The following is a 26,179-nucleotide window of genomic DNA, read 5'->3' on the forward strand; positions in this document are numbered from 1 at the left end:
AGAATTCCATTAACCAGACAGCGAGAGAGCCTACAATGTAAGTGGTAAGTAGCCCATTCTATACACACTGAATTTATTGGCTTGGCCCTGGGTATTGCCCCCCGCAAATTAAGCTTGGACAAACACCTAGTTTCTACCTGATTTGTCCTCGCCAAACTCACTGCATCCTCCTAAATTGCATGGCTCATATTGTTGTAATCGGTGCTGGTATTGGTGGTCTGCCGACGGCCTATGAACTGAGGCACCTGTTGACTACCGACCACACTGTTACCCTCATTGCTGATACACCCCACTTTACGTTTATCCCTTCTTTGCCCTGGGTGGCCCTTGGTCTGAAAAGATTGGATCAGGTGCAATTACCCTTGCCAACGTTGGCCCGTCGCCATGGTCTGCATTGGGTACAGGGGGCTGTGCAGCAGATTAATCCCCAGGAAAGGCATGTTTTGGTTGGGTCAGACGCAAAACGAATTGACTATGACTATGTGGTGATCGCACCGGGCGCAGCTTTAAATCTCGATGCTTTACCGGGTCTCGGTCCAGAGACAGGCTTTACCCAGTCAGTTTGTAATCCCCACCATGCACTGCTTGCCCATGAAGCTTGGGAAAAATTTATCCAGAATCCAGGCCCGTTGGTCGTGGGGGCGGCACCGGGGGCGAGTTGTTTTGGCCCGGCCTATGAGTTTGCGTTGTTGGCAGATTGGCAACTGCGACGGTTGGGTTTGCGGGAGCAGGTACCGATCACATTGGTCACCCCAGAACCCTATTTGGGTCATTTGGGGATTGGGGGCATGGCCCACTCGCAGGAATTGGTTGAGCAGGTTCTCCAGCAACAGGATATTGCGACCCGTGCCAATGCTGAGATTACCGCCATTAAACCGGATATGATTGGTTTGGCGGATGGGGAACAGCTACCCTTTGCCTACAGTATGGTTTTGCCGTCGTTCCAGGGGCCTGCTTTTTTGCGTGACTGTCCGGCGATCTCCAATTCCCAGGGGTTTATTCCCGTCTTGCCCACCTATCAACATCCAGCGTTCGATTCCGTGTATGCGGCGGGGGTGATTGTTGAACTAACGCCCCATGAAGCCACACCAATCCCCACGGGTCTACCGAAAACAGGACAAATGACGGAGGCGATGGGGATGGCCGCCGCCCACAATATTGCCCGACAGCTTAACTCCAATCTGGGTGCTCCGGTCACGGCGACCCTCGCCGCAATTTGTATGAGTGATTTTGGCGATCGCGGCATTATCTTCATCGCCGATCCGGTACAGCGGGAGCCAGGCATGGTCAAACGTCGCCGCTGTGTCGCCCTCGAAGGACGGTGGGTGAGTTGGAGCAAAACCCTTTTTGAACTGTTTTTCCTGACGAAAATGCGTTGGGGTCTAACGATACCTTGGTTTGAGAAACTGGGCTTAAAGACATTGGGATTGCAGCTTGTGCGTCCCCTTCCTCCAGACTAAGTGCAGTGAAAATTTTGTCTTTTCAATACTGGGAAAATCGAGATCTAGGATAATATTCCCAGGGGCTAAAATTTTTATTAATAGAGCCTTTAAAAAAGAAAAAGTTAGTGTTTTAAATTCGGTTTCAATAATGCAGTTAGTGGATTACATTTACTTAATAAATGTGTTTTTAAATTCTCACTTGATTGCTTCATCAGAATTATTTTGAGAAATAAAAAGAGCACAGTTTTAGTTGAGATGCAAAATTCAACTTTTTGAGCATCTTTTAACTGTGCTGAATTGCACGCAGGAAAGTTTTTAAAAACCGAAAGTCATTAGACCCACCAGGGTTTTTTGCCAGTACGTGGATCAAGTTCTACCCAAGGGGCAATGCGGACATAATCTCCCTCTAAATCTACTGTGTACACACAAGTAGGGTGAACTAAAATGGAGGAGTCGAGAGGCAGGAAATTCCAATGGATAATCCAATCCTGATTCACGCTACACAAATGAGCGGCAGCTCCTTTGGCGACCCTCGCCTAGAAAAAAGGGGGCGGCATTGTATGAAGCGATGCAAGACCATCAATCAGTAAATATCCGCGCCCTGAGCCGAAATCGAGCAGAACAAGTGGGGTACTATCGTTTCCTTGACAACGACAATGTCAGCCTATGTGAGTTGATACAGAGCGTGTCTGACGCCTGCCAACAACAAGTGGGAGGACTCCACGTCCTGGCCATTAGTGATAGCAGTGAGGTTAACCTACAAGCCCATGTAGGACGAATCAACCCAGAAGGATTAGGAGTGGTAGGCAATAACCAAGATGTCGGCTTTTTTATTCACCCGACTTTAATCGTGAACGCCGAAACAGGGTTTCCCCTAGGTCTCAGTAATATCCAAATATGGAGCCGAAAAGCAGTTCGTCCCAATAAGCATCAACGACGTTACCTAAAGCTACCGATTGAAGAGAAAGAATCCTACAAATGGCTACTGTCTGCCGAAGCATCTGAGCCCTGTCTGAAAAACGGGGGAGTGAAACAAGTAACCCATGTGGGCGACCGCGAAAATGACATATATCAAGAATGGGTGCGAGTTCCCAATGACCAAACCCATGTTTTAGTGAGAGCTTGTCGGGACCGTCGCCTCTGGGATGAGCAGCAATCCCTGTATGAATACTTAAGCGCACAGCACTGCGAAGGGACTTATTCGGTGCAGGTAGTGGCAGATTCTCGATTGGGACGTACTGCCCGCGAAGCTTGGTTAGCGGTACGGATGACTCCAGTTCAGATTCAACGGCCAGATACAGTGGAAGCTCAGGATTATCCCGAGAAGGTACAGCTGTATGCCGTAGAAGCAAAGGAAGTCAATCCTCCCGTAGGACAAGACCCCATTCATTGGCGATTGCTTACAACTCATCGGGTCGTCAGTCTAGAGCAAGCTTTACAAGTGATTGAATGGTATCGTTGGCGCTGGCGAATTGAGCAACTTTTTGGCACTTTGAAGCGGTCTGGATTGGATTTAGAATCCACGCAGTTAGAGTCGGTTAGTGCCATTGAACGACTGACAGTTTTAGCTTTGTCCGTGGCCCTAAGGGTGTTGCAGCTTCTAGAGGGTCGAGATGATTCCAGCCTTGTTGCTCAGGTGGTATTTAGTCCTGAAGAGCAGGAATGTCTCAGGCAACTAGCTCCGACATTGCAGGGGAAAACTCAAAAGCAGCAAAATCCTCATGCTTCAGCTTCGTTGTCTTGGGCAACTTGGCTAATTGGCCGTTTAGGAGGATGGTCTGGGTATCGCTCCCAGTCTCCTCCTGGCATCCGAACTTTGTGGAGGGGGCTATACCAGTTTGAATCTATCTTCCATGGATGGAAGCTCGCTCAATCCACACTTGTGTGTACACAGTAGCCCTCTAAATAGATGTGAACAAGCCGTAGGGGAAGCGGTGCTGGGCCGCGAACCACACGACCTTCGGCATCATAGCGGGAACCATGGCAGGGACATTGAAACTGGTCGTTATTTTCATTCCACGGAAAGGTACAACCCAGATGAGTGCAGTTGTCGACAATACCCCAGGGATGAAGGGTACTGTCCTCTTGGATCGTGAGATAAGTGGGTTCCCCGGCTAACCCGGCGACTAGGGCTCTTGTGCCTGGTGCTTCGGCCAATAACTGGCTTGCTGGAATTAAATTGCCATTAATATCTTTGGCAAGAATTGATCCATCTGCTCCCACTTCTTTAGGGGGACTAAAAAATTTTGCGACGGGATAAAGGGCGGGGCCAATGGTACTGACAACCACTGCACCTGTGAGAAAGTTTAATAATTGCCGCCGGGAAAGGGAAGGGCTATCGATGGGCAAACTATTTTCCATGAATAATGCTCCTTTCTTCAATAAAATTTGCTGAATTGCTAAACAAAATAGGTGTTACTGACGGGTATTAATTTTGAGTAAACCGTAGAGCATACAGGAGCCCAGGACTGCACTTAAGGTAAGAACAGCGGCAACGGCCACCAAAGCGGTACCGAGGACAGAGCCACTGTAGATAAACAAGCCCAAGTAAGCCAGGACGCTTGCGAATAAAAGGCGAATGAGGCGATCGCCAGTGCCAACATTGTTAAACATTTTGTTGATCTCCGACCGAAAGGTTGAGCAGTAGAGCCGATGTCGCCAAATCTCTTGCGAACCTATTGAGATTGTTTTTGGCTGACATCTGACTTATTTATCAATATAAAGCTAATTAGTTATGTAGTCAACATCTTTGGCTTGCTTTGGTTTGTCCACTTGCCCAAGCAGAATTCAGCGCAAAACGCCTTAAATCTTGTTCTGACCTGACTTGGGTAGCTAGCGATGTCGATCCAGCTTTAATTGAAAAAGATTTCTAGTAGTTTGCTTGACAGGACAAGAATGATCCACTAAAGTCTCTAAGTTAATGCCAATTAATTGCAACTTCAGGGAGATGTCATCAACCCCATGACATTAGTCAATCGCGGTTAATGGGCCATGGGGTTTTTATTTCAGTTAAGTCATCGACGGTTATTTTTCTAAGGTTTTAAAACGTCCTAGGCCCAGTCAATATTTCTGGGCTGTTTATCAGTGGACTTTAATTTTTGCTATTAAATTTCAACTATTTAGATCGATGCTTAGGTGTTTTCAGTTTTTAATTCAGGATTATTCTCAACAGCGGATTGCGTGGACATCTGTGCTACTTGCTGTCTTAGTGGTAATTACGAGTATTGTTGCCCTATGTCAGGGGGCCATCTCCATGGGGCCAGATCAAGTTTGGCAAGCGTTGCGACATCAGGGAGACCCGATGTTTCAAACGATTATTTGGGACTTGCGCTTACCTCGTATTGTGGTGGCCTTGGTAGTGGGGGCTGCTTTGGGGTTATCCGGTGCGCTTCTCCAAGGGTTACTCCGCAATAGTCTCGCCGATCCGTTTATCCTCGGTATTTCGGCGGGGGCTGGTTTAGTGGCGATCGCCTTTATTACCCTCAATGTCCTGGCGATTTGGATTCCCCTGGGGGCTTGGCTGGGGGCTTTGGTCACCGCGGCGGTGGTCTATGGCCTCGGCTATGTGGGCGGCGGTCTGTCGGTAGAACGTCTGGTACTGGCGGGGGTGGCGGTAAGTTCTCTATTTGGGGCTGTGCAAACCACCCTCATTCTTTTGGCGGATGATAGTCGCATCCAGGCGGCCCTCAATTGGCTAATCGGTAGCCTCAATGGTCGTGGTTGGCAGGATTTGAGCCTAGTTGCGCCCTATCTGAGCGTGGCTTTGATTGTCGGCTGTCTATTGGGACGGTCTTTAAATTTGCTGAACCTCGGTGATGATGCGGCGGTGGGTCTGGGGGTTTCCCTGGTGCGATCGCGGTTACTGATTGGCGGCATTGCCAGCTTATTGGCGGCCAGTGCAGTGAGTATTTCTGGCCTTATTGGTTTTGTGGGTTTGGTGGTGCCCCATGGGGTACGGCTCTTAGTCGGGGCTGACTACCGCTGGATTTTGCCCCTCTCTGCCTTGGCTGGGGCATGGGTCTTAACCTTGGCGGATCTGCTGTCTCGCTCTGGGGCGGTGGAATTACCCGTGGGAGCCGTCACAGCCCTATTGGGATCACCCTTATTTATTGCGTTGCTTTATCGGCGGGGTCGGGAGGCTCAGGCATGACATTATCACAGGCATTACAGGTACAACCGCCAGAATCTTCATGGTCATCTTTGCTTGAAGGGGAGCATCTGTTTGGGGGCTATACCAAAAGGTCGGTTGTTCAGGATGTCAACTTAACGGTTCATCCAGGGGAATGGCTGACTATTGTGGGGGGCAATGGGTCGGGAAAATCTACCCTACTCCGACTTCTCAGTCGCATTCTCAAACCCCAACGGGGGGTAGTGCGCTTGGATGGCAAAGCAATTCAGCGGCGATCGCCCCAGGAAATTGCCCGGAGTCTGGCGGTTTTACCCCAACAATCCCGGATTCCGATGGGCTTAACGGTGCGGCAATTAGTCGGTTTAGGGAGAGCACCCCACCAGCGCTGGTGGCAGTGGGAATATAGCGAGGCGGATCAGGCCCAAATTCATCAAGCCTTGGCCCAAACTCAACTGTTACCTTTTGCGGATCGCCCTGTGGCGCAACTGTCTGGCGGGGAACGTCAACGGGCTTTTTTGGCTCTAGCCCTCGCCCAAAAGCCAAAGATTCTCATCTTGGATGAGCCCACAACGTTTCTGGATATTCACTATCAACTGGAATTGTTGGATCTGCTTAAGCAGTTAAACCGCCAGCAAAATTTGACCATTGTCACCGTTCTCCATGAGCTCAATTTGGCGACCCGTTACAGCGATCGCCTGGCCATGATTAAGGACGGCAAACTCTTTGCCCTAGGGACACCCGCTGCAGTGATCACCCCAGAAAATCTGCGGTTTGGCTTTGGGGTAGAAGCGGTGACAATGCCGACCCCCGTAGGGTTACAAGTCTGCGTTTTGGGGCCAGCCTCGGTTTAATTACAGACACCACTACTCTCTCTCTAGTTTGGTCTTTCTCTACATCAGATCGTGCTCTATTTGTTCTAATTGCATCTATTTATACTCATTAATTTATTTATTCATGGAACCTTCTTCTCTGCGTTATAGCTTGGCGTTGTGTGGCTTGGTGCCGTTGATGTTTTGGATGTCCCCGGACAAGGCGATCGCCCAAACAAATCCGGAAACGAACCAGTTGGCCCAAGCCCAACCAGCTACCATCACTGGAATTCGCCTCGACACCCGACCCAATCGTGTCAATATCATTCTCGAAACGGCGGCGGGGCAGCCCTTAACCTTGCCTGGTCAGCCCTTTATTCAGCGGGGGACAGATCTGGTCGCAACTATCGAACCCGCCATCCTCACTTTACCTGATGGTCAAACTTGGCAATTTACCGCACCAACCGCCGATATTGCCGCCATTACAGTCGAACAACAGGGAGGCGATCGCCTAGAAATTATTGTCCAGGGTCAAGGGGAATTACCCACAACCGCTGTCTCCCTCGAAACCATGGCTACCATTGCGACCAAGGACGATATGGCAGATTTGACGGAAATGCCCCTGGATCTAGATGCGATGCCCGTCGAAGAACTCGAAATTACGGTATTGGGCACGCGATCGCCGCGCCTGGTGAGTCGTACCCCCGGCTCGATCAGTGTTATTGATGCCGAAGAAATTGACGATAATCTCGTGCAAGATTTGCGGGATCTGGTGCGCTACGAACCCAACGTTTCTGTGGGAAATGACCGACGCTATGGCCTGCAAGATGTCAACATTCGCGGTCTAGGCGGCAATCGGGTGCTGATTCTCAATGACGGTATTCGCATCCCAACTCAATTTACCTTTGGCACTCCGGCCCTGGGACGAGATTATGTGGATCTCGATAGCTTGCAACGGGTCGAAATCATTCGCGGCCCGGCCTCTGCTCTCTATGGCAGCGATGCCCTCGGTGGGGTAGTTAGTTTCCAAACCATTGATCCCAGCGATCTCCTCGCTTTAACCGATAAAAATAACTTTACGCGCATCTCCACCGGCTTTGAAACCACCGACAAAAGCCTCAATTATGGCGCAGTGACCGCCTTCCGAGCCGATTCCCTCGAAGCATTAATTGGCTATACCGGACGCAGTGGATTTGAGGCCCGCCTCCCCGAAGGAAATGAATTTGTCGATGACCGCTATGGCGATCGCGATAATTTCCTTGGGAAGTTAAATTTCAAGCTCAGTGAAAATTCTACCCTGGGCTTCACTACAGAAATTTTCCGCAGCACCAATGAATTCCAAGTCGCCCCGATTACTGCGGCCCTGCTCCAAGGCCCCCGGGGGTTTCAAGGTCAAAACGAAACCCTAGAAGCCGATTCCTACCGGGAACGCTACAGTCTCGCTTACCTCTATGACAACCCCGACGGAGAGGGTTTTATTGATAATGCTAAGTTACAGGTTTACTACCAAAATGCTGGTGTTGATGAATTGCGCACCCAGGACTTTTTAAATTTTGCCGGGACAGAACGACGTTTCCGTAATCTTAGCAATACCTTTACCGATGAACTGTTTGGCGGTGAAGTACAGCTCCAAAGTAATTTCCGTTGGGGCAAGATTGATAACCGTTTGACCTATGGCTTCGATTTATCCAAAACAAATAACGAGCGCACTAGAGACGGCCTAGAAACTCGCTTTGATAGCACTGGCAATGTCACCTCCACGACCAACCAAGTAGGTAGCGATAATTTCCCGGTAAAAGATTTCCCCGATTCGGAAACGACTCGCTTTGGCGTCTATCTGCAAAATGAAATGGCCCTTTCGGATACCTTTACTCTCTTGCCTGGTCTGCGCTATGACACCTATCGCCTCGATACTACTATTGACGAGCTTTACCAACGCAACAGTCCCGATGCCGAAGCTGCTGACTTTAGTGATTCTGCCCTTTCCCCTAACCTAGGGTTTGTTTGGCAAACTTCCCCAGAAATTGCCCTAGTTGGTCGTTACGCCCGGGGCTTCCGATCACCTTTGTACAGTGAAATCAATGCGGGCTTTACAAATTTAACCAGTCCTTTCTTCCGCTATAAAACCCTATCAAATCCGAATCTCAAACCGGAAACCAGCGACACTTTTGAATTAGGAATTCGTGGTGATTTTCCCCGGGGGAATTTTAGTGTAACGGGTTTCTATAGCTATTACGAAAATTTTATTGAAACCTTTGCCAATGCAGGTACAACACTCATCAACGGCAATTTGGTGAATTTGTTCCAATCCCAAAATGTCGGTGCTGCCCGCACCTACGGTGTCGAACTGGCCGGGGAATATCGCTTTAGCGAGCAACCCCATGGGTTTAGTCTGATCGGTAGTTTGGGCCTCACGGTGGGGGATGACCTAGAAGATGATGAACCCCTTGAAAGCGTAGAACCCCTCAAAGCGGTATTGGGACTACGTTATCGAGCAAAGGAAGATCGTTGGGGTACAGATCTCATTGCCACTTTGGTCGGTGAGCCTCGACTCCGGGGCGATCGCCCGGCGGGTTCCTACAGTCCAGAGGGGTATGCGGTGGTGGATCTGTTGGGCTATTACAACATCAATCCCAATCTCAAGTTGAATGCGGGGATTTTTAATCTATTTAACAACCAATATTTCCTCTATTCCGACGTCCGGCCCCTCTTGAATTCGCCAGAACCCGTTGATATTGCCCGCTATGCCCAACCGGGAATTAGTCTGCGGGCTGGGTTGACGTGGCAATTCTAAGCTTGGTTTTACCCTAATTTTCCAGGGATCAATCGCTATGTTTTTGCTGTATCGTTCGCTCTTTGTTTCGTTGTTTTTACTCAATTTTGTTGTTTACCTATTGGAGACAATCCATGTCTGAAATGATTACTGCTCAATTTCGCCACGTCATGTTGATGGTTGAAGATGTGGCCGCTGCTATTGACTTTTTCCATCGGGGGTTAGGGCTACCGATCAAGGCCCAAAGTCCCACCTGGGGGGAAGTAGAAGCCAATGGCACCACCATCGCTTTTCACAGTGTGGCGGAACCGCCAAACACAGGCGACACTCCCATTCTCAGTTTTTGTGTAGAGGATGTGTACGGGGCGATCGCCCAACTCGAAGCCCTCGGTGGCAGCCTCGAAGGTCGTGTACGGGAACCCTCCTTTGGCAAAGTGGCCGCAGTGCGGAGTCCCCAGGGGCAGTTAATTAGTCTCCTGCAACCAGTTGCTATCTCTACCGTTTCAAAATAACTCCTTTCTTTCGCCGCCTCACACCCCATGTTTTTTTAGTTCTCCTAATTAAATTACGATGCAAATGCCCTATTTTAAACGTTGCCTAAGCCTGTCCTTGTTGCTGTTAATGGTCGGTTGCAGCCAAAGTTCATCGAATGTTGCGGATATCGCCCCAACTGCCCCAGAGATTAGCAATGCAGCAACCACCGAACCGGAAACGATCACCAAAATTGTCGCCCTCACTTCCCTGTCAGCGGATATTATTGCCCGTCTCGATGCAGAAAAATTAGTGGGAATTCCGGGAAGCCGTTTATTGGCAAACAACCCCACCTTTGCGGGACTGCCCACGGTCAGCGAAGGGCAAACGCCCCCCAGTCTCGAAAAAATTGTTGCCCTCAAACCAGATTTAGTCGTTGGTGCAACGGGGTTCCATGATCAAGTATTGGCAAGATTGGAGGAATTGGGCATTCAAACCCTCGCCACTGCTGTCCCCGATTGGCGATCGCTTGAAGCATTAACCCAGACCCTCGCCGAAAAAACCCAAACCGACCCAACGCCCCTACTCCAAAGCTACGCTCAATGCGTGCCCCAAGGTGCTTCTCCAGACGATCCGACTCTGGTTTTAGTCAGTAATCAGCCGATGCTTGCTCCTAATAAGGAGAGTTGGGCCGGGGATCTTTTGCAACGGTTCCAGTTAAATAATCTCGTCGCCGATCTCCAGGGCGATAGTCCCCAACAGGGTTACGTCACCCTTTCCCCTGAAAAAGTCTTGGCCGCTAACCCTGAAATGTTAATCATGGTGGATGTGGGGGACGATTCGATCAATCAGCTCAAATCGGCTCCTTTTTGGCAGGACTTAGCCGCCGTGAAAAATGATCGCATTTATACTTTTGATTATTATGGCTTGGTAAATCCGGGGGGCCTTGAGGCAATTCAAAGCACCTGCGAAAAGCTCCAAAGCATCACCTAGACACTGCCCCCACTCGGCCTTGTTCGTCTTGTAAAAATTCCACGATTTTGGACAAATTTATCCCATGACTGCTTTAAACGTCACAGATCTCAACGCCCTTTCTTTCCCGGAGGCGATCGCCTTTACCCAAACCTGGCTCGAACAGGTTGAATCCCAAAAATTAACGGATGCGAAAATTCTGGCGCAGATGCAGGCGTTGTTGAGTCACCGGGATGGGGTGCGGGGCTTTTTTGTGAGTTATTTAACGGGCAATAGCCCCCTTGCGGATCAACCGCCAGCGATTTTTCTGGACGGATTTACCCAGGTGGCGGAACACATTCACGAGATTTTGATCAAAAATGTGGCGATGTCTACCGCCATGGCGATCGCCCACCGACGCAATGGTGATTACAACCAGCAGCAGGGTTCGGAACGGGTAAAGACACGTTCTCTAAATCTACTCAAACAACTGGAACAGCGCGGTTTAGTTGTTTTTACAAATGAACGATTGCGCCTGCTGCAAACCCTTGAAGCTGGCTCAGGGGATTACCAAGATTTTTTACAACGTTGGCAGTATGACCCAGAGCAATGTGAAGCAATTCGGCGATCGCTGCAACTCATTTAGGGGATTACAGTTAGCGAGGTCAGGTCAATTTTAATCAAAGACTTTTGTAGAACAGGCAAGACCTAAATCAAAAGAGGCTCTAACCTCGCGAGTACTTCATTAAGAGTGTCAAGGGGAAGTTGTTCCACAATTTTTGCTTTCCTGGCTCGACAGTCCACCGCCCGGATTTGATCGACCAGGATGACGCCTTGGGTTTTGAGATTAGGCGGAAGTTTCACCTCAAACACCCAGCCTTTTTCTTTATTCGTGATTGGACAGATTAGGGTCAGATTAGAAATACGGTTATATTCCTCAGGAGAAATCACGATCGCCGGACGATAACCTGATTGTTCACTACCTGTGCGGGGATTCAGTTCGAGAAAAATAATATCCCCCCGCTTAGGAACCATGCCGTTAATTTTTACCAAGACTCTTCTCCTTGGGCTTCCCCCCAATCCACTTCAGAATGCTGTGCTTCAGGTTTTGCATCCTTGAGTAATTCCGCAAGGCTATATTTTGGTCGAGCAAGGCTCAAAATAATTTGGTTGTTTTCCATTGATATCGTCACTTGTTCCCCTTCCTGCCAACCGCATTGCTGGAGCATGGATTGAGGCAAGCGAATACCAAAAGAGTTGCCCCATTTCGTGATTTTTTGGGTGATCATGTGGGGGAATCTCCAAATACAGTGTTTATACATTGAGTATACAACACGATCATTATCAAAGTCGTTAGTGCTAAAGCTGACCTGTTTTCTATGGAGGCGATCGCCTAATATTTCTGATGATCTTTGACGAGTTGGCGATCGCCTTGGGAAATGGGAATACACATCGGCGTGTGGGTGATCGGGTCGGGGATAATTTCCGCCTGCAACCGAAACACATCCGCCACCATGGTTTGAGTCATCACCTCGCTGGGGTGGCCTTGGCTATAGAGTTTGCCGTTTTTAATCGTGACGAGGTGATCCGCATAGCGACAGGCTAAATTCAACTCATGGAGCACCATCACAATGGTTTTACCCTCCGTGCGGTTGAGGTGAAACAGCAGATCTAAAACTTCAATTTGGTGCGCCAAATCCAAAAACGTGGTCGGTTCATCCAGTAATAAAATGTCAGTGTTTTGCGCCAAGGCGATCGCAATCCAAGCTCGCTGCCGTTGACCACCCGACAGAGTATCCAGATCCCGCTCCGCAAATTCTTGCATCCCCGTAATTTGCAACGCTTTTTCGACGTAATATTCATCTTCCTTTGACCACTGCTGCCACCAAGTCTGGTGAGGATAGCGGCCCTGGGCAACGAGATCCCGCACCGTTAACCCTTCTGGGGCCGTGGGATTTTGGGGGAGAATGCCCAGCCGTTTGGCGATCGCCTGATTGGAATACTTTTGAATTGCCTTACCATCGAGGTAAATATTGCCCTGCTTCGGGGGGAGCAGTCGCGCTAAACCCCGCAACAGCGTTGATTTTCCTGAGCCATTCGCCCCTACTAAAATCGTAATTTTTTCAGCAGGAATCGCCAGATTAAACTGCTCGACAATTGTCTTCTTGCCGTAATTTAAGGTGAGTTGCTTCGCGCTCAGTTGACTCATGGTTTAACGTTGTTTGATCAATAAATAGAGAAAATAGGGGGCACCAAGGATCGCGGTAATAATGCCACAGGGCAATTCCAAGGGCGCAAATAAAACGCGACCAATCAAGTCCGCCACCACCACCAAGCAGCCGCCCATCAAAGCCGCAGTCGGCAATAATCCTTGGTGAACATTGCCGACCCACTGGCGCGCAATGTGGGGCGCAACTAAACCGACAAACCCAATGGCCCCCGCCGTTGCCACCGATGCCCCAGCCAAGGCCGTACTGACCAAGATTAATAATCCCCGTCGCACCTCGATGGAAACCCCTAAACCTTGGGCGAGGTCATCACCGAGATGAAAGCCGTTTAATTCTTTACTCATGAGCCAAGCCACACTACTGCCAATCACGATCCACGGCACGAGGGCGATCGCCTGCTCCCAACTGCGCCCATAGACACTGCCCGCCAGCCACACCAACGCCTGGGAAACTTGATTGATGTTGCCGAAGGTGACGAGTAAATTGGTCAGGGCCGCCGCAATCAAATTGAAACCAATGCCCACCAAAATGAGTCGCAAGGGTGAACTGCCTCCCTGCCAAGCGATCAGATAAATCAACACCGTCACCGCCAGGGCACCACCAAAGGCCGCGAGGGGTAATACCGCCACAGACACGCCCGGAAAGATCACAATTAAACTCACCGCTGCCAAGGCTGCACCGCTATTGATGCCGATAATGCCCGGTTCCGCTAAGGGATTGCGGGTTAAGCTCTGGATAATTGTCCCGGCGATCGCCAAGCCCACTCCCACCAGCCAGGCCACTAAAATTCGGGGCAAACGCAGGGTCAACAAGACAAAGCTGGCATCACTATCGCCGTTAAAACCCAGTAATGTTTGGAGAATTTCAAGGGGCGGAATAAAAAATTCCCCCACGCCCAAGCTGATGATCATCGCCGCGAGGGTACTTATGAATAAAAAGGCGATCGCCAAGGGCACCCGTCGGTCTAACTGCAACGAAAAGGGTAAGAAATTAGGCCGAAAAGTTAGGGGGGTTTTGCTCATCGTTTCACCTTGGCGCGAATCAGATAAATAAAGAATGGCGCACCAATGAGAGGCATCACCAAACCAACGGGTAACTCCTGGGGCTGAATGAGCAACCGCGCCAGAATATCCGCCCACAGCAGCAAAATTCCGCCCATTGCCGCTGCGTAGGGCAAGATCCAGCGGTATTCCGTCCCCACCAAAAATCGGGTCATGTGCGGCACAATCAGTCCCACAAAGCCAATCGGCCCGGCGATCGCCACACTCCCCCCAGCCAACAGCAGCACACAAACCGCCGCCAAGATCTTAATAATGAGGGTATTTTGTCCCAATCCCTGGGCCATATCCTGCCCCAAACTGAGCAGGGTAATTTGTTTACCAAGGCTCAAAGAAAGCAATAAACCAATAATTAAATAGGGCAAAACTTGGAGGAGTAAATCAAGATCACGACCCGCCACCGAACCAGCCAACCAAAAGCGAATTTGATCCAAAGTTTGTTGACTGACGATTAAAATGCCGCTGGTCATGGACGCGAGAAAAGCGGTAAAAGAGGCTCCCACCAAGGTCAAATTGAGCGGCGAAGCCCCACCCCGACCCAGGGACGCAAAGCCATAGACTAAAACCGCCGTTAAACCCGCACCTAATAAAGCAAAACCCGCATAAAGATTCAGAGAATTGCCGCCACCAATTAATGTCGCTAACACCACCGCAAAGGCCGCCCCCGCATTTACCCCCAAAATCGCCGGCGAAGCTAAAGGATTTCCGGTAATCCCCTGCATCAGACTCCCTGCAACGGCCAAAGCTGAACCGACCACCAAGGCAATGAGCGATCGCGGTAAACGAACTGTCCGAATTACAAGCTGTTCCGTAGACCCATCAAATTGAAAAATTGACCCATAAATTTCTGCCACAGAAATATCAGCCGCCCCAAAATTCAGACTAGCCAAAAAACTCACCAGAAGTAAGGCAAAGCTGATCAATAAACCTCCCATGAGACGTATCGACCGGGGTAAAAATAAAGCGGAAAAAAAATTGGTTTGGGTCACAACACTTGAAAAATCAACCGAAACGGCATAGGACAAGACTTAGAAAAAATCAGAAATAGGAATATTATTCAACTAATTCCCCTTCATCCCAGGTGCCTTCAATGCGCGTGCCATCGCTGAAGATGTAAACACCGGCCCCTTGGTAAAGATCATTTTGAAAATTGCCTTCGTAGCGATCGCCATCGGCATATTCACAGACCCCTTGGCCGTTGAGCAGATTATCGGCAAACTCCCCTTCGCAGCGATCGCCATTTTGGTAAGTAAAAGTGCCTTGGCCCACAAAGTTACCACCCACAAATTCGCCAGCATATTCATTGCCATTGGCGAGGGTATAAACCCCTTGGCCGGTAATTGCGCCGAGGGCCACTGCTCCGGTGTACTGGCTGCCATCACTAAAGGTAAATGTTCCTTCCCCATCTGGGAGATCGTTTTTTAGCTCGCCTTCATAGCGATCGCCATTGCTATATTCACAGGAACCAGGCCCCGTGAGATTTCCCTCTACAACTGTACCCGTACAGCGATCGCCATTTTGGTAGGTGAAAGTCCCCTCACCGCTGGGTACCCCGGCAACAAATTCGCCAGTATAGCTGCCGCCATCGGTAGTGGTAAAAGTGCCTTGGCCGTGGGGTTGTCCTGCTTCAAATTCGCCTTCGTAGCGATCGCCGTTGCCATATTCACAAGTGACCTGGCCCTGAAGTTGACCTTCCACCAGTTCCCCCTCGCATTGGCCCCCATTCGGTAAAGAGATAGTCACTGCACTGGCGATCGCCCCTGTAAAGAGAGTGCCTAAAGCTGCTAAACCCAAAGAAAAAAATGTCTTGTAAATGACCATAATCTAATTGCAATCTTCAAATATTCAAATAAAGTAATGACTCAAAACATACGAACCAATCAGACCTAACCACCCGTTTCCGATGTGGGTACCGCCTGTTGCTGTTGTTGCTGTTGTTGCTGTTGACGCTGCCGTTCTAGTTCGACTTGGCGTTGACGTTCAGCTTCCGCCTGTCTCTGACGCTCAAGCTCAGCCTGGCGTTGTCTTTCCTGTTCAGCTTGTCTTTGACGCTCCAATTCTGCCTGACGTTGGCGCTCAGCTTCCGCCTGTCTCTGCCTTTCCGCTTCTGCTTGTTGCTGTCGTTCGGCCTCGGCCTGTCTTTGTTGCTCGGCTTCCGCCTGGCGTTGTTGTTCTTGGGCTGCTTGATTCTGTTCTTGACGTTGTTGTTCAGCTTCGGCCTGTTGTTCTTGAGCGGCTTGCTGTTCTTGGGCTTGATTTTCCTGTTGTTCTTGTTGTTGGCGCGCTAATTCCGCCTGGCGTTGACGTTCGGCCTCGGCTTGTCGCTGCCGTTCCAGTTCAGCTTGGCGTTGCTCCTCTGCTTCCGTTTGGCGCTGTTTAGCCTCCCGTTCAAAGTCAGTGCCCGGTTGCGCAAAGTTAATCGCTAAACGTACCCGCCGCTGTTCACCACTGGGACAACGAATGCCCCGGGCAGCGGAGAGGGCCGCCTGATCAAGGGCTGAGTAATTACTAGAGCGCAGGATTCTTGCTTGGGCCACACTGCCATTTGTACTTGTAATCACCTCAACCACAGGTCTTGCCTCAATTCCCCTAGAGGCAAGGGAAGCAGGAAACTGCGGTTGGCTGGGGGCAGAACAACCGGCTCCAGATGCGACAGGGGCCGCAGGAGGATTATTGCTTGGGCGAGTTGGAGCAGACCGTTGAGCTGCTGTTTGATTGCCGGGCCTACCGCTACTGTTTGTGTTGGGATTACCTTGGCGATTTTCGTTCTGCAGGCTGCCACGGAGACCTGCATTATTGGCTGCACTAAGGGGGGCGGAGGAAACACCAGGACTTGTTGGCTTAGAACGGTTCGCTCCGGTTGCCGTGCTCCCAGGCTTTGTGGTGGCATTGCGCTCGGCTCCTGATGCGGCGGCCTGTAGTTGACCCCGCAATGGGTTTGAATTTTCAGGCGATAGGGGAGCAGGGGCATTCTCGGACACCTGAGATTCCGGTTCGGACGCAGATTCCTGGGGTTCTGGCTCAGAGGTCGTTTCCTGAACTTGGGGTTCTGGCGGTGCTTCCTGGGGGCGAACTGTAGGAGCCGCAGCCGTTACCGTTGGCTGGGGGATTGGCACAGGGCTATTGGTCACTGCACTTGGAGCAGGCACACTCGGAGTTGCCGCAGATGTTGGCAGAGTGTCCAGGGGTTCTGGAGGTGTTTCTTCCGTGACTTCCGGCTCTTCAACAGGCGGCGTTTCAGTGACGATAAATTCTAAGGGCGGTTGTTCCGTAGAGACCGTTTCTACCGGGGGTAACCAGCGCAACCCTAACAAAGCCCCTGCGTGGAGGACAACAGAGCCTGTCAACCCGCAGGCCAACCATTTTTTCAGGACTTCTTGTTCATTTTGCCGCTCTTGCTGACAAAGGTCAGACATACTCATGGGGCTTTCCTTACCATCAGTTGCAAAGTTACTGTAAAGCAATCTACAGCTTATCAGTAATAAGAATTTATTTCAATAAAAATTCTTCAACAAAATAAAGTTATTCAAGGATGCTTTAGAAAAATAAAGCGAAAATCAATTGTTAATGGGTTTATTGGTAAATTTCTGGCAAAAATACGGCAATTCTTACAAATTATGTCTTACGTACTAGATTTTTGGATAACTTTAAGTGATTCCATACCTGGAGACTTTCCAAAAAGTTTCCTAACCTGCTACAACTGCAAGACATTACCAGACAAAATAATGCCTCCCTTTCTCAAAGAGAAACATTCTAGAGAGCAAAAGCATAATTTCTGATACTGCTTAAGTCTCCTTCCGTGGGTCAAGGTTTGGTACGAGTTAGTTTTCAAGAAATTCCAAAGATAATAAGTCATCAATGACTGCCTGGGCAGCAAGGGGGCCACTAACAAGCCAATGACCGCCTACCAGATAGACTTGATCTTGTTTGACTGCTCCTAAACGAGACCAGAGTGGAGTATCTGCTAATTTTTTGAGCTGCGCTTGGGACTCTTTTTCAATGCGAGGCTGGTAATCATAAACTACGACAAAAATAATATCCCCATCGGCATCTTGTAAGCGTTCTTGACTAAGAGACATCTGAATTGGGTTTCCTACGATGGCTAAGGCTTGGTTTTGATCTAAATTTTGGGCTGCAGGTCGCCCCAAACCAATATCTGCCAAAATTTGGCCAATAAACGAATCTTTGAGATAAACGCTAATTTTGTCTGGATAGAGACGGATTACTGATACTTCTATTTCTGAACGTTGCTTACCTAGTTGTTGTTTTAGATTGGTAATCTGCCCTTGATAATCTGTGATGACCCGGTTCGCCATTTCGGGTTCCTGGAAGACCTCACCCAATAAACCGAACAATTTCTTGCCAATGGCCACTATTTTGATTGTTGGCGAGAACCGTGGGGGCAATTTGGCTCAGTAAGTCATAGGTCGTTTGTTCTTGGCCATCGGCCAACCCGATAATCAGATCAGGCTTCAGGGCGACAATCTTTTCTAAGTTGAGGGGCCAACCGAGAATTTCGATGTCTGCTAGCTGTGTTTCTAGGTGTAGTAGGACATCCGTTTGGGCAGCTAGGGGCTGGATGTCCATGGCCAAGGCAGATTCTAGGGTTGTTCCTCCTAAGGTTACAATCCGCTGAGGCTCTAGGGGAACGCAGGTTTCTCCCAGGGCGTGTTGCATCAGATGACAGTCTGGGCGCAGATTGGTCTCAACTGAGCGATCGCCAGTGCAACTAGTAATGAACCAGAAGGTTAAAAGTGTGAAAATAATGAATCGCCTTGGTTTGAACATGCAGCCTTATCCACCAAAATTAGAACATTTTCTTTGTTCTACCCATTACCAACTCAGGCGATAACTTGCCGTGAGAGTTCTCCCGGATTCAGCTAAGTTAGATGCTCTTAGAGCCTGTGAGTAGACAGAAGAATATTGATGATCAAATAGATTTTGGACACCGATTTGTAGGGTGCCGCCGCCGAGACTCACACTGCTGATATAGTCCACGACAACATAACCTTCAATTGCCTTAGGATCGACCGGTCTACCACGATCATCAAGGGTTTCAGAGGCGCGATCGCGATCACCGACATATAACAGTTGCAGACGATTATTCCAGCCTGGCAAAGTTTCATGTTGCACATAGGCGGTTAGTTTGAGTGGTTGAATGCTGAAACTATTGAGAGCTTGGAAATCACCATCGTCATTGGGGTCAGATTCCCCCTCGTTCCAACCAACGACGGCCCCAAGTTGCCAGCGATCGCTCGGTTGCCAGTCTACACTCGCTTCTACTCCGTAGATTCTCTCTGGAGCCCGTTGTAGCGTGAGAATACCTCGGTCGTTTTCCACTAATCTGGCACCCAAATCCGAAGTATTGTAAAAACCAGCGAGAGAAAACTGCACCGTATCCCAACGACCACGAAAGCCCAGTTCATACTGATTAACTTTCTGGGGTTGTAGATCATCGATAGAGCCATCAATAGTAAAAGTAGAAGGCGTAGGCGGAAAGCCCAAAAAACTTAAAAAGCGAGGCACAGAAAAACCTTGGGAAAAGTTGGCAAAGGCACTCAACTCAGGCGTCATTTGATATACAGTCCCAACATTGAAAACCGTTGAATCAAAGGTGCGCTCTCCTCCCTCGATAGTCGCTTCAGCCTCATCAAAGCCCGGATCAAAAAAGCGATTAAAATCATCATCATAGAAGGTTACATAGTCATCAACGCTGAACCCAAAACGGTCATAGCGTATCCCACCACTCAACAAAAATTTATCGGTGACATCCCATTGCAACTGTCCAAACAGACCTAAGTTATCAAGATCGTAGGCCGGAGCGAGGTTGTCATATTCATTAATTAATCGTGCGAAAAATGCCGTCTTGATCAAATGCAACAGGATCTGCTTCTTCCGTAACGCTAGCGCCGTTTTTCTGAAATTCAAAATCAGCTCCCCACAATAAATTGGCATTCTCTGCTAGAGGAGTATCAATTTGCAGTTGTCCACCAAATGCCTCTTCCTCGGCCCGAGTTAAAACAATGGCATCAAAGAAGAAATCATTTCTTGCGTCACTGGGAATGCCACTCTGGAAGCTATTACGATAATAGGCCTGAACATCAACTTGGCTATCTAAAAAAAGATTGTCGTGGGTGTAGGTGAGATAGGTGCTTAAACTCCGAATTTCAGGATCCGTAGCACCTGAAAAACCAATAGTGCGGCGGGTTGCGAGGGTTTTGCCATTGGGGTCACTGTTGGGAACAGGGAGAATTTCAATGTCGCGATCATCGGAATTATAGGTAAAGTTAAATTCCAACCGTTGCGCTTCATCAATATCTATCCCCAACTTCGCCAAAAGACCAAGACTCTCTGTGTTATCCAGAGTACGGTTATCCGTCGGAATTAAATCTCCTTCTGCATCGTAAAAATCTCCCGTTGTTGTCCGACTTAGGGAGAGCCGATAGTCAACATTGCCTTCCTTGCCGGAAATGCCATAGCGTAAATCTGTACCAACACTTTCTTCTTCGCCAAAGGCAAGATTATTAAATCCAACTTCAGCTGTAGAAAGAAACTGTTCTTCTTGGGGCCGACGGGTAATGATATTAATCACCCCCCTAGGGCTTCTGCACCATAAATGGCTGTGGGGCCACTGACCACCTCAATGCGTTCGATCTGATCGGGGTCAATATACTCCAATTGAATATTCGGGCTACGATTGGAGCGTTGGGGAATGCCGTCAATTAAAACAGAAAAATCCCGGCCTCGTAGGGTTTGTGCGTTGGCACGATTTGATAGGTTAGGAGCGCCCAGGCCAGGCACGAAGCGAGAGATAATATCAGCAGTGTTGTTACTCACAGCACTTTGTGCTTCGATCTGTTGGCGATTAATAACCGTAATTGAGCGGGGAATATCAAGGGGGTCTTCCTCTGTCCGGGTGGCAGTGACCACTAACTCAATGACCTCTAAGTCTTCAGTTTCTGCCATGGCAGTCACCACATTGAGGCTTAACCCTTGGGGACTTTGGACAATCTCGGCTTGAGGCGCGTTTGTGTCTCCGGTAATCGTTACTTGAAGGGTGTTGGGATCGAGATTGAGAGCTGTTATTTCCGTTATTCCCAGAATAGGATCAACTTCACGAAATGTACTTCTCGATAATTGAGCATTGGGAATAGTCGCAATAATACTATTGCCTTCTTTTACAATGGCAGCTTCTAAGGGGACATTATCTGAAGTATCTAAAATAACTTCTAGTCCGAAATCCGTTGTCAAAACTCGAATATCAATGACGGTGTTCACCTGGGCAAAAACAGGTGCAGTGGCAACGACTGGAGCGATTCCAGCCACAAGCATATGGCTCAGTAAAGTTCTTTTCATGTCTGTCCTCACACAAAACTAAATTGCCCAATCGTGATCTTGGGAAATATCCCCAAGCAACTGTTGCTAAAGAGATTCAATAAGCCTACAGGGTGAAAAGGTAATTTTGGAGGGGTTGACCTCTTTGAAACGGACCCTTAACCTCTTTGAGGCGGACTAAATTTGTTTTTGGGTGCAGTATAAGCTTGGTGCAATTCCAAATTTTTTGCGGAAAGCGGTATTAAAGGAAGTAGGACTGGCATAACCCACGGTCTTTGCGGCGTCTTTAACTTGCATTTGTCCGCTCAAAAGTAATTCTTGTGCTTGCTCAAGACGGCGATCGCGCAAATATCCAAATACTGTAGTGCCAAAGACTTCGCGAAAGCCTTGCTTCAGTTTGCGGTCATTGATGCCGACTAATTTTGCGAGCTCTGTCAGGGAAGGGGGCGTCGATAATCGTTGCAGGAGAATTTCACTCGCTTCATAAATACAGTCAATGTCCTTATTGGGTAACTTGGGAGAAGATTTTCTATGGGTTTGATCAAGTTGATCAATTTGCAGCGAAATTAATTCTAAAATTTTCCCTTCTAAATAGAGTTGTTTTGTTACGCCTTGATATTGACAGTTAAGAATTTGCTGAAGCACCAGTTGAATGATTGGATTAATAGGCAAAGATTTTCGGTAAACCCAATCTTCTGTGGGTGAGCTTAGTCGGTATGCAATTGAATTTTTGGTTGACAAAAAAGGAGAGATTAATCGATTAAAATAATCCACGCCCATATGAATGCTAATGATTAATCGTTTCTCCCGTTCTGGATGTTGCAGGCAGTCTTGGGGAGCAATTCCACCGCTAAAGACAAAACTTTCTCCTGCCTTGATTTCGCCTAATGATGAAATTTGACAACTACCTTGCAGATAAAAACAAAATTCTAAACAATGCTTTCGTTCTGGCAATTTGAGTACCAGAGCATTTTTGGAACGGTAGTTCGTAATTGAGAGGGAAATGTGGGGATTAATCCAAATTTCTTTCTCGATGCCATGACCCAATTGAAAACTATATTGCCAGCTTTTTTCAAAGTTACTATTAATTGAATGCTGCAGGACTGCTGCTTCTTGCATTAATTCCCAATATTGATCTAGTGAAATAACAATAGCCATTAATCAGCAATAGCTCGCGTAAATAGTAACTCTTGCCCAAGATTATACAGGAGATGAATATTTATTGCTATATACTTGCAATAAATTGCGTAAATCATGGTCCCTAAGTTTCTAATTAACGATCTGGTCTATTGGCAAGTAGCGATCGCCGGAAGAAAAAGACCAATAATCAAAACAACTACTGAGCCAACAAAAATTGACGTAACTCTTCTAGGATCAGTTCTGTGCCGAGGGGTCCATTGAGACCATTCCACATCCAGTAAGTTGCGAAATAAACTTGATCTGCTTGGCTGGCAGGTAGGGCTTGGGCGATCGCATTCTCTGCCCAATCTTTCTCAATGCCTGCCGTCTGTGCCGCCAATAATTCATCGGTATTGGCTGTTGAGATATCTTGGTTATTGCCCACATCATAGCCCAAAACAAAAATACGGTCTGCTTCATCCATTGTCGGTAACACTTCCAGGGAAAGAGGTGCATAGTTCAGGGTCGTAGGCGGCGCAATCACTTGAAAGCCCAAACTTTCCATCAATTCACCAAGGTAGCTTTTTGGAGTAATCGCAATAATTTCACCACTGTTAAGACGACTAGCACCCAGGAGCAGGGCTTTGGGTGCGGCTTCGATGGCGACACTTAGATCACTACGGGCTTCGGCAACGAGGTCATCATAACGGGCGATCGCCGCTGTCTCTTTTTCTGGACTGCCAAGGGCTAAGGCCAAGGCTTGGATATTTTTTTGCCACTGTCCTTCCTTGGTGCGAATATCCCAGAGCAACGTCGGCGCAATTTGGGAAAGCAGTTTATAGTTGTCCTGATTACGCCCCCCTTCGCCAACGATGAGATCCGGTTTTAACCGGGTCAAGACTTCTAGGGAGGGTTGACTAGAATCACCAACATTAACGGGCTGAGTCGTTACAAATTGGCCAAGGTAGGGGATCTGGGCCTCAGGGTTATCAAAGGTTTCTAGGTGAGCAAAGGCATTGACACTCCCAAGTCCCGCTGGTTGACGTCCCAGGGAAAGCAACAAATCGAGCGAATGGTCCCCCAGTACCACTACTTTTTGCGGTGTACCACAGACCGTTGTGGAGCCCATCAGATGGGGTACTTCCCGACAATCGGTAGCAACGGGAGTCTCCGGCATTTCGCCAGCACAAGCCCCCAGCAAAATCACAATTAAGAAGCCGCACACACTCAGCAGCCAATAGGGTAATTGAAAAAATCGCAGCATAAATCGATTGTTGCGCCCCCAGCGCGAATAAAATCTACCAAAAATGTTTTTAGAACTCAACCGCGAGGGTACCCAGAACCGTAAAGCCTTCGCCAGGATACACTTCAAAGCGATTATTGCGGGTGCCTGTGATGTGCTCGACATCAAAGAGATTGCGGAAATTTAAAGCCGCCCGCCAGTTGTCCTGTCGGTAGGCGATCGCCGCATTAGTGAGGAAATAATCCCCTAGGCTAAAGCTGTTGTTGAGATCCCCGAAGCGATCGCCCACATAGTTCACGCCGACTCCAAAACTCAGCCCCTTAAGCGACCCCGTTTGCAACTCGTAGGTCGTCCAAAGATTAGCGCTATGGTAAGGGGAATTGATCAGACGATTTCCCGCTTGACCATCATTGTTCGCCGTCACCCGGGCGTCGGTATAAGCATAGTTCGCCACGATTTTCCAGCCGGGGAGAATTTCCCCCATCACATCCAGTTCAATCCCTTGGCTACGTTGCTGACCTGCGTTGATCGAAAAACCAATATTGTCCGGATCCGAGGTGGCAACATTATTTTTACGGATATCAAAATAGGCCAAATTAGCAACTAAGGCTCCTTCTAGTGCCTCGGCCCGCACCCCAACTTCAAACTGCTCTCCCACTTCGGGCGGTAATGTATCCCCATCGACATTTGTGCCACTGTTAGGCGCAAAAGACTGACTATAACTGGTATAGAGAGAAATCGGTTCAATAGGACGGTAAACCACTCCTAGGCGAGGCACAAAAGCATCATCATTCTGAGTTGTTTCAGTGAGTGAGGTAGGATTCACAACACGTTGGGAAACGGTGTCATAGCGTAGCCCTGCCAAAATATGGAGGCGATCGCCAATATCCATCTGATCCTGAAGATAAATACCAACCGCATTAATATAAGTATCTCCAAAACGAATAATGGGTTGGGTCTCAAAATCTGGCTGTGGCACTACGCCATAAACTGGATTAAAAATATTTTGAGTAAAGTATGAATCTGGCCCAAAACCACGCAGTTTGTTCCCTAACTGATTTCGATGAATATAATCCACGCCCATCAGTACCGTATGGTCAACTGCTCCTGTGGAAAATTCCCCAACGACATTCGTTTGCACAGCGTAGGTACTACTGGGTTGATCCAGTTGAATATAGCTCCGGTCTAGATCGCCAGTGGTGGGATCAAAGCCTAACGTAAATGAAGACTCAAAAATGGTGTTGTAGGCAATGTAGTTAAACCCATTCCGCACTTTCCAGTTGTCACTAAAGCGGTGCTCAAACTCATACCCTGTGCGCCAGTAGGTCGCTTCGTTAATATCATCAAGCTGACTCAAGTTTCGATCAAAGGGGATGTCTGCCACGCTATCCCCAATTGCCACCAGGCCTGTATCATAGGGCCGCTGGTCAGCGGAATATTCCACAAACAGATCTAAATCCGTGCGATCGCCAATCTGCCAAGTCAGTGTTGGGGCGATAAAAGTCCGTTCTAGATCAACATTAAAATTTCGATAGTAATCGCTGTTCCGGTAGAGGGCATTTAGGCGGTAGAGCAAGTTACCATCCTCATTTAAGGGGCCTGACAGATCCACCCCCACCGCAACCTGATTTCGATTACCCAGCTCCAGAGTTGCCTCATAGACCGGTTCAGACAGAGGTTTTTCACTGACTAGGTTAATGACCCCACCCGGCTCCGAGACCCCATAGAGAATTGCGGCTGGCCCCTTCAATACCTCAACTTGTTCGATATTTGCCAGCTCAGGATAACCAATGTTGCCACTGAAGCCGAAGGTCGGCCGAAAACCATCCCATAATACCGAAGCACTATCAAAACCTCGCACCACGAACCGTTGTCCCCGCGCATCCGCCGAATTTTGTAGAACACCACTGGCATTGCGCAAGGCATCATCGAGGCTACTTACCCCTTGATCTGCCAAAATAGCTTTGGGAATCACCTGAATTGATTGGGGAATTTCTGCGAGGGGAGTATCAGTACGGGTTGCTGTTGTCGCTTCACTGACAGTGTAGCTATTCGCCGTCCTATCTGCCGTGACCACAAGCTCTAAATTTTCCGCAATTGATTCATCCGGCGTAACCTCAAGAATAAGTTGTTTGCCCTCTAATCGTGGTGCTACCATCGGCGGCGCTGTTAGACCCGTAATGATAAGTTGTCCACCACCATTTTCTCCTGGAGATATCTGCACAGATTCAATCTCTGCCGTTGGTTGAAGCACCTCAACGATATTTTCTCCTGGCAAACTCAGGATCACATCAGGAATCTCGATAATTAGGCGATCGCCGACCGTTGTCGTTGTTACGGCTGGTAATGCTTCTGCCGTCGTCTCAAACGTGATCACCAGTCCGCTTTCTGTAGCCTGAACTTGCACATCGGTAAGCACATCAGCATTTTCTGAGCTTATTTCGATAGTGGGTGGCAGCACCTCAAAATCCTGGGTCTCGGCTATGACAGGCGCGGCGTTCAGGATTGCAATTCCTGTTACTCCTAGAATGGTTAACGCACTCCAATGACATAGATGATTATTCATTTGATTCCTCACGACCTTCGATTACAGGCTTTCCCTGCAACTCCTTTATTGACTA

Annotated in this window: 25 protein-coding genes; 8 read left to right on the top strand and 17 right to left on the bottom strand. The window is 48.6% G+C overall.

All coding sequences use genetic code 11. From position 1 onward, the window contains the following. Positions 1-179 precede the first annotated feature (179 nt). A complete protein-coding gene (locus tag AACQ84_RS15870) occupies positions 180-1,460 on the top strand; it encodes an NAD(P)/FAD-dependent oxidoreductase (RefSeq protein ID WP_012305552.1) in 1,281 nt (426 codons plus the stop codon). Between the two features lie 550 nt (positions 1,461-2,010). Next, on the top strand, positions 2,011-3,339 hold the full coding sequence (locus AACQ84_RS15875; protein ID WP_012305554.1) for an IS4-like element ISSysp3 family transposase: 1,329 nt from the start codon (positions 2,011-2,013) through the stop codon (positions 3,337-3,339). On the opposite strand, the gene AACQ84_RS15880 is transcribed toward AACQ84_RS15875, so the two are convergent. Beyond that, positions 3,312-3,803, bottom strand: a complete 492-nt coding sequence (locus tag AACQ84_RS15880; RefSeq protein WP_012305553.1) for a cytochrome b6-f complex iron-sulfur subunit — start codon at positions 3,801-3,803, stop codon at positions 3,312-3,314. The two genes, AACQ84_RS15875 and AACQ84_RS15880, sit on opposite strands and share 28 nt — an antisense overlap. Positions 3,804-3,857: 54 nt before the next feature. Then, a complete protein-coding gene (locus AACQ84_RS15885) occupies positions 3,858-4,055 on the bottom strand; it encodes a YgaP family membrane protein (RefSeq protein WP_012305555.1) in 198 nt (65 codons plus the stop codon). Positions 4,056-4,632: 577 nt separating this feature from the next. On the opposite strand from AACQ84_RS15885, the gene AACQ84_RS15890 reads away from it, so the two are divergent. From AACQ84_RS15890 to AACQ84_RS15915, 6 genes are all read left to right on the top strand, one after another. Continuing rightward, entirely contained in the window at positions 4,633-5,592 is a 960-nt protein-coding gene (locus tag AACQ84_RS15890; protein WP_234991373.1) for a FecCD family ABC transporter permease, read from the top strand. Beyond that, positions 5,589-6,422, top strand: coding sequence for an ABC transporter ATP-binding protein (locus tag AACQ84_RS15895; protein ID WP_012305557.1), 834 nt, complete (start codon positions 5,589-5,591; stop codon positions 6,420-6,422). Before AACQ84_RS15890 ends, AACQ84_RS15895 begins: the two co-directional genes overlap by 4 nt. A 103-nt stretch (positions 6,423-6,525) precedes the next feature. Then, entirely contained in the window at positions 6,526-9,174 is a 2,649-nt protein-coding gene (locus tag AACQ84_RS15900; RefSeq protein WP_041444130.1) for a TonB-dependent hemoglobin/transferrin/lactoferrin family receptor, read from the top strand. Positions 9,175-9,287: 113 nt separating this feature from the next. After that, positions 9,288-9,665, top strand: a complete 378-nt coding sequence (locus tag AACQ84_RS15905; RefSeq protein WP_012305559.1) for a VOC family protein — start codon at positions 9,288-9,290, stop codon at positions 9,663-9,665. Positions 9,666-9,723: 58 nt separating this feature from the next. After that, positions 9,724-10,617: an ABC transporter substrate-binding protein gene (locus tag AACQ84_RS15910; RefSeq protein ID WP_012305560.1), complete on the top strand. Its 894-nt coding sequence runs from the start codon at positions 9,724-9,726 to the stop codon at positions 10,615-10,617. Positions 10,618-10,681: 64 nt separating this feature from the next. Further along, positions 10,682-11,221, top strand: coding sequence for a hypothetical protein (locus AACQ84_RS15915; RefSeq protein WP_012305561.1), 540 nt, complete (start codon positions 10,682-10,684; stop codon positions 11,219-11,221). Positions 11,222-11,283: 62 nt separating this feature from the next. Here the strand turns inward: AACQ84_RS15915 and AACQ84_RS15920 are convergent, their stop codons facing one another. The 15 genes from AACQ84_RS15920 to AACQ84_RS15990 form a co-directional block, all read right to left on the bottom strand. Then, a complete protein-coding gene (locus AACQ84_RS15920; protein WP_012305562.1) occupies positions 11,284-11,610 on the bottom strand; it encodes a type II toxin-antitoxin system PemK/MazF family toxin in 327 nt (108 codons plus the stop codon). 11 nt (positions 11,611-11,621) lie between these two features. Then, positions 11,622-11,864, bottom strand: a complete 243-nt coding sequence (locus AACQ84_RS15925; RefSeq protein ID WP_030008115.1) for an AbrB/MazE/SpoVT family DNA-binding domain-containing protein — start codon at positions 11,862-11,864, stop codon at positions 11,622-11,624. Between the two features lie 104 nt (positions 11,865-11,968). Next, entirely contained in the window at positions 11,969-12,784 is an 816-nt protein-coding gene (locus AACQ84_RS15930; protein WP_012305563.1) for an ABC transporter ATP-binding protein, read from the bottom strand. A 3-nt stretch (positions 12,785-12,787) separates the two neighbouring features. Further along, positions 12,788-13,825 carry a FecCD family ABC transporter permease gene (locus AACQ84_RS15935; protein WP_041444133.1) on the bottom strand — a complete coding sequence of 346 codons (1,038 nt, stop codon included), beginning with the start codon at positions 13,823-13,825 and terminating at the stop codon, positions 12,788-12,790. Then, a complete protein-coding gene (locus tag AACQ84_RS15940) occupies positions 13,822-14,796 on the bottom strand; it encodes a FecCD family ABC transporter permease (protein ID WP_012305565.1) in 975 nt (324 codons plus the stop codon). The genes AACQ84_RS15935 and AACQ84_RS15940 overlap by 4 nt, the downstream gene beginning before the upstream one ends. 118 nt (positions 14,797-14,914) lie before the next feature. Next, complete coding sequence (locus tag AACQ84_RS15945; RefSeq protein WP_012305566.1) at positions 14,915-15,682, bottom strand: MORN repeat-containing protein; 768 nt, start codon at positions 15,680-15,682, stop codon at positions 14,915-14,917. Positions 15,683-15,747: 65 nt separating this feature from the next. Continuing rightward, positions 15,748-17,283: an energy transducer TonB gene (locus tag AACQ84_RS15950; protein ID WP_143589391.1), complete on the bottom strand. Its 1,536-nt coding sequence runs from the start codon at positions 17,281-17,283 to the stop codon at positions 15,748-15,750. 399 nt (positions 17,284-17,682) lie between these two features. Beyond that, positions 17,683-18,234: an ABC transporter substrate-binding protein gene (locus AACQ84_RS15955; RefSeq protein ID WP_143589390.1), complete on the bottom strand. Its 552-nt coding sequence runs from the start codon at positions 18,232-18,234 to the stop codon at positions 17,683-17,685. Next, complete coding sequence (locus tag AACQ84_RS15960; protein ID WP_049761806.1) at positions 18,197-18,538, bottom strand: ABC transporter substrate-binding protein; 342 nt, start codon at positions 18,536-18,538, stop codon at positions 18,197-18,199. The genes AACQ84_RS15955 and AACQ84_RS15960 overlap by 38 nt, the downstream gene beginning before the upstream one ends. 156 nt (positions 18,539-18,694) lie before the next feature. Continuing rightward, positions 18,695-19,741, bottom strand: a complete 1,047-nt coding sequence (locus AACQ84_RS15965; RefSeq protein ID WP_049761807.1) for a TonB-dependent receptor — start codon at positions 19,739-19,741, stop codon at positions 18,695-18,697. After that, a complete protein-coding gene (locus tag AACQ84_RS15970) occupies positions 19,701-20,453 on the bottom strand; it encodes a hypothetical protein (RefSeq protein ID WP_012305571.1) in 753 nt (250 codons plus the stop codon). Before AACQ84_RS15970 ends, AACQ84_RS15965 begins: the two co-directional genes overlap by 41 nt. Continuing rightward, positions 20,450-21,217 (bottom strand): AMIN domain-containing protein, encoded by a 768-nt coding sequence (locus AACQ84_RS15975; RefSeq protein WP_143589388.1) that lies wholly within the window; start codon positions 21,215-21,217, stop codon positions 20,450-20,452. The genes AACQ84_RS15970 and AACQ84_RS15975 overlap by 4 nt, the downstream gene beginning before the upstream one ends. Positions 21,218-21,373: 156 nt before the next feature. Next, positions 21,374-22,354 (bottom strand): AraC family transcriptional regulator, encoded by a 981-nt coding sequence (locus tag AACQ84_RS15980; RefSeq protein WP_012305573.1) that lies wholly within the window; start codon positions 22,352-22,354, stop codon positions 21,374-21,376. A 178-nt stretch (positions 22,355-22,532) separates the two neighbouring features. Continuing rightward, positions 22,533-23,579, bottom strand: coding sequence for an ABC transporter substrate-binding protein (locus tag AACQ84_RS15985; RefSeq protein ID WP_012305574.1), 1,047 nt, complete (start codon positions 23,577-23,579; stop codon positions 22,533-22,535). Between the two features lie 49 nt (positions 23,580-23,628). Further along, positions 23,629-26,124, bottom strand: a complete 2,496-nt coding sequence (locus AACQ84_RS15990) for a TonB-dependent receptor (RefSeq protein ID WP_012305575.1) — start codon at positions 26,122-26,124, stop codon at positions 23,629-23,631. Positions 26,125-26,179 lie beyond the last annotated feature (55 nt).

Origin of the sequence: Picosynechococcus sp. PCC 7002, assembly GCF_963860125.1 — a bacterium.
Taxonomy (GTDB): Bacteria; Cyanobacteriota; Cyanobacteriia; order Cyanobacteriales; family MRBY01; genus MRBY01.

Coding starts and splice junctions, on each gene's coding strand:
- AACQ84_RS15990 (WP_012305575.1), bottom strand. CDS start 26,124: ATGAATAATCATCTATGTCATTGGAGTGCGTTAACCATTCTAGGAGTA.
- AACQ84_RS15975 (WP_143589388.1), bottom strand. CDS start 21,217: ATGAAAAGAACTTTACTGAGCCATATGCTTGTGGCTGGAATCGCTCCA.
- AACQ84_RS15915 (WP_012305561.1), top strand. CDS start 10,682: ATGACTGCTTTAAACGTCACAGATCTCAACGCCCTTTCTTTCCCGGAG.
- AACQ84_RS15940 (WP_012305565.1), bottom strand. CDS start 14,796: ATGGGAGGTTTATTGATCAGCTTTGCCTTACTTCTGGTGAGTTTTTTG.
- AACQ84_RS15930 (WP_012305563.1), bottom strand. CDS start 12,784: ATGAGTCAACTGAGCGCGAAGCAACTCACCTTAAATTACGGCAAGAAG.
- AACQ84_RS15960 (WP_049761806.1), bottom strand. CDS start 18,538: ATGCAACACGCCCTGGGAGAAACCTGCGTTCCCCTAGAGCCTCAGCGG.
- AACQ84_RS15875 (WP_012305554.1), top strand. CDS start 2,011: ATGCAAGACCATCAATCAGTAAATATCCGCGCCCTGAGCCGAAATCGA.
- AACQ84_RS15945 (WP_012305566.1), bottom strand. CDS start 15,682: ATGGTCATTTACAAGACATTTTTTTCTTTGGGTTTAGCAGCTTTAGGC.
- AACQ84_RS15935 (WP_041444133.1), bottom strand. CDS start 13,825: ATGAGCAAAACCCCCCTAACTTTTCGGCCTAATTTCTTACCCTTTTCG.
- AACQ84_RS15880 (WP_012305553.1), bottom strand. CDS start 3,803: ATGGAAAATAGTTTGCCCATCGATAGCCCTTCCCTTTCCCGGCGGCAA.
- AACQ84_RS15900 (WP_041444130.1), top strand. CDS start 6,526: ATGGAACCTTCTTCTCTGCGTTATAGCTTGGCGTTGTGTGGCTTGGTG.
- AACQ84_RS15920 (WP_012305562.1), bottom strand. CDS start 11,610: ATGGTTCCTAAGCGGGGGGATATTATTTTTCTCGAACTGAATCCCCGC.
- AACQ84_RS15895 (WP_012305557.1), top strand. CDS start 5,589: ATGACATTATCACAGGCATTACAGGTACAACCGCCAGAATCTTCATGG.
- AACQ84_RS15905 (WP_012305559.1), top strand. CDS start 9,288: ATGTCTGAAATGATTACTGCTCAATTTCGCCACGTCATGTTGATGGTT.
- AACQ84_RS15925 (WP_030008115.1), bottom strand. CDS start 11,864: ATGATCACCCAAAAAATCACGAAATGGGGCAACTCTTTTGGTATTCGC.
- AACQ84_RS15980 (WP_012305573.1), bottom strand. CDS start 22,354: ATGGCTATTGTTATTTCACTAGATCAATATTGGGAATTAATGCAAGAA.
- AACQ84_RS15870 (WP_012305552.1), top strand. CDS start 180: ATGGCTCATATTGTTGTAATCGGTGCTGGTATTGGTGGTCTGCCGACG.
- AACQ84_RS15885 (WP_012305555.1), bottom strand. CDS start 4,055: ATGTTTAACAATGTTGGCACTGGCGATCGCCTCATTCGCCTTTTATTC.
- AACQ84_RS15910 (WP_012305560.1), top strand. CDS start 9,724: ATGCAAATGCCCTATTTTAAACGTTGCCTAAGCCTGTCCTTGTTGCTG.
- AACQ84_RS15950 (WP_143589391.1), bottom strand. CDS start 17,283: ATGAGTATGTCTGACCTTTGTCAGCAAGAGCGGCAAAATGAACAAGAA.
- AACQ84_RS15985 (WP_012305574.1), bottom strand. CDS start 23,579: ATGCTGCGATTTTTTCAATTACCCTATTGGCTGCTGAGTGTGTGCGGC.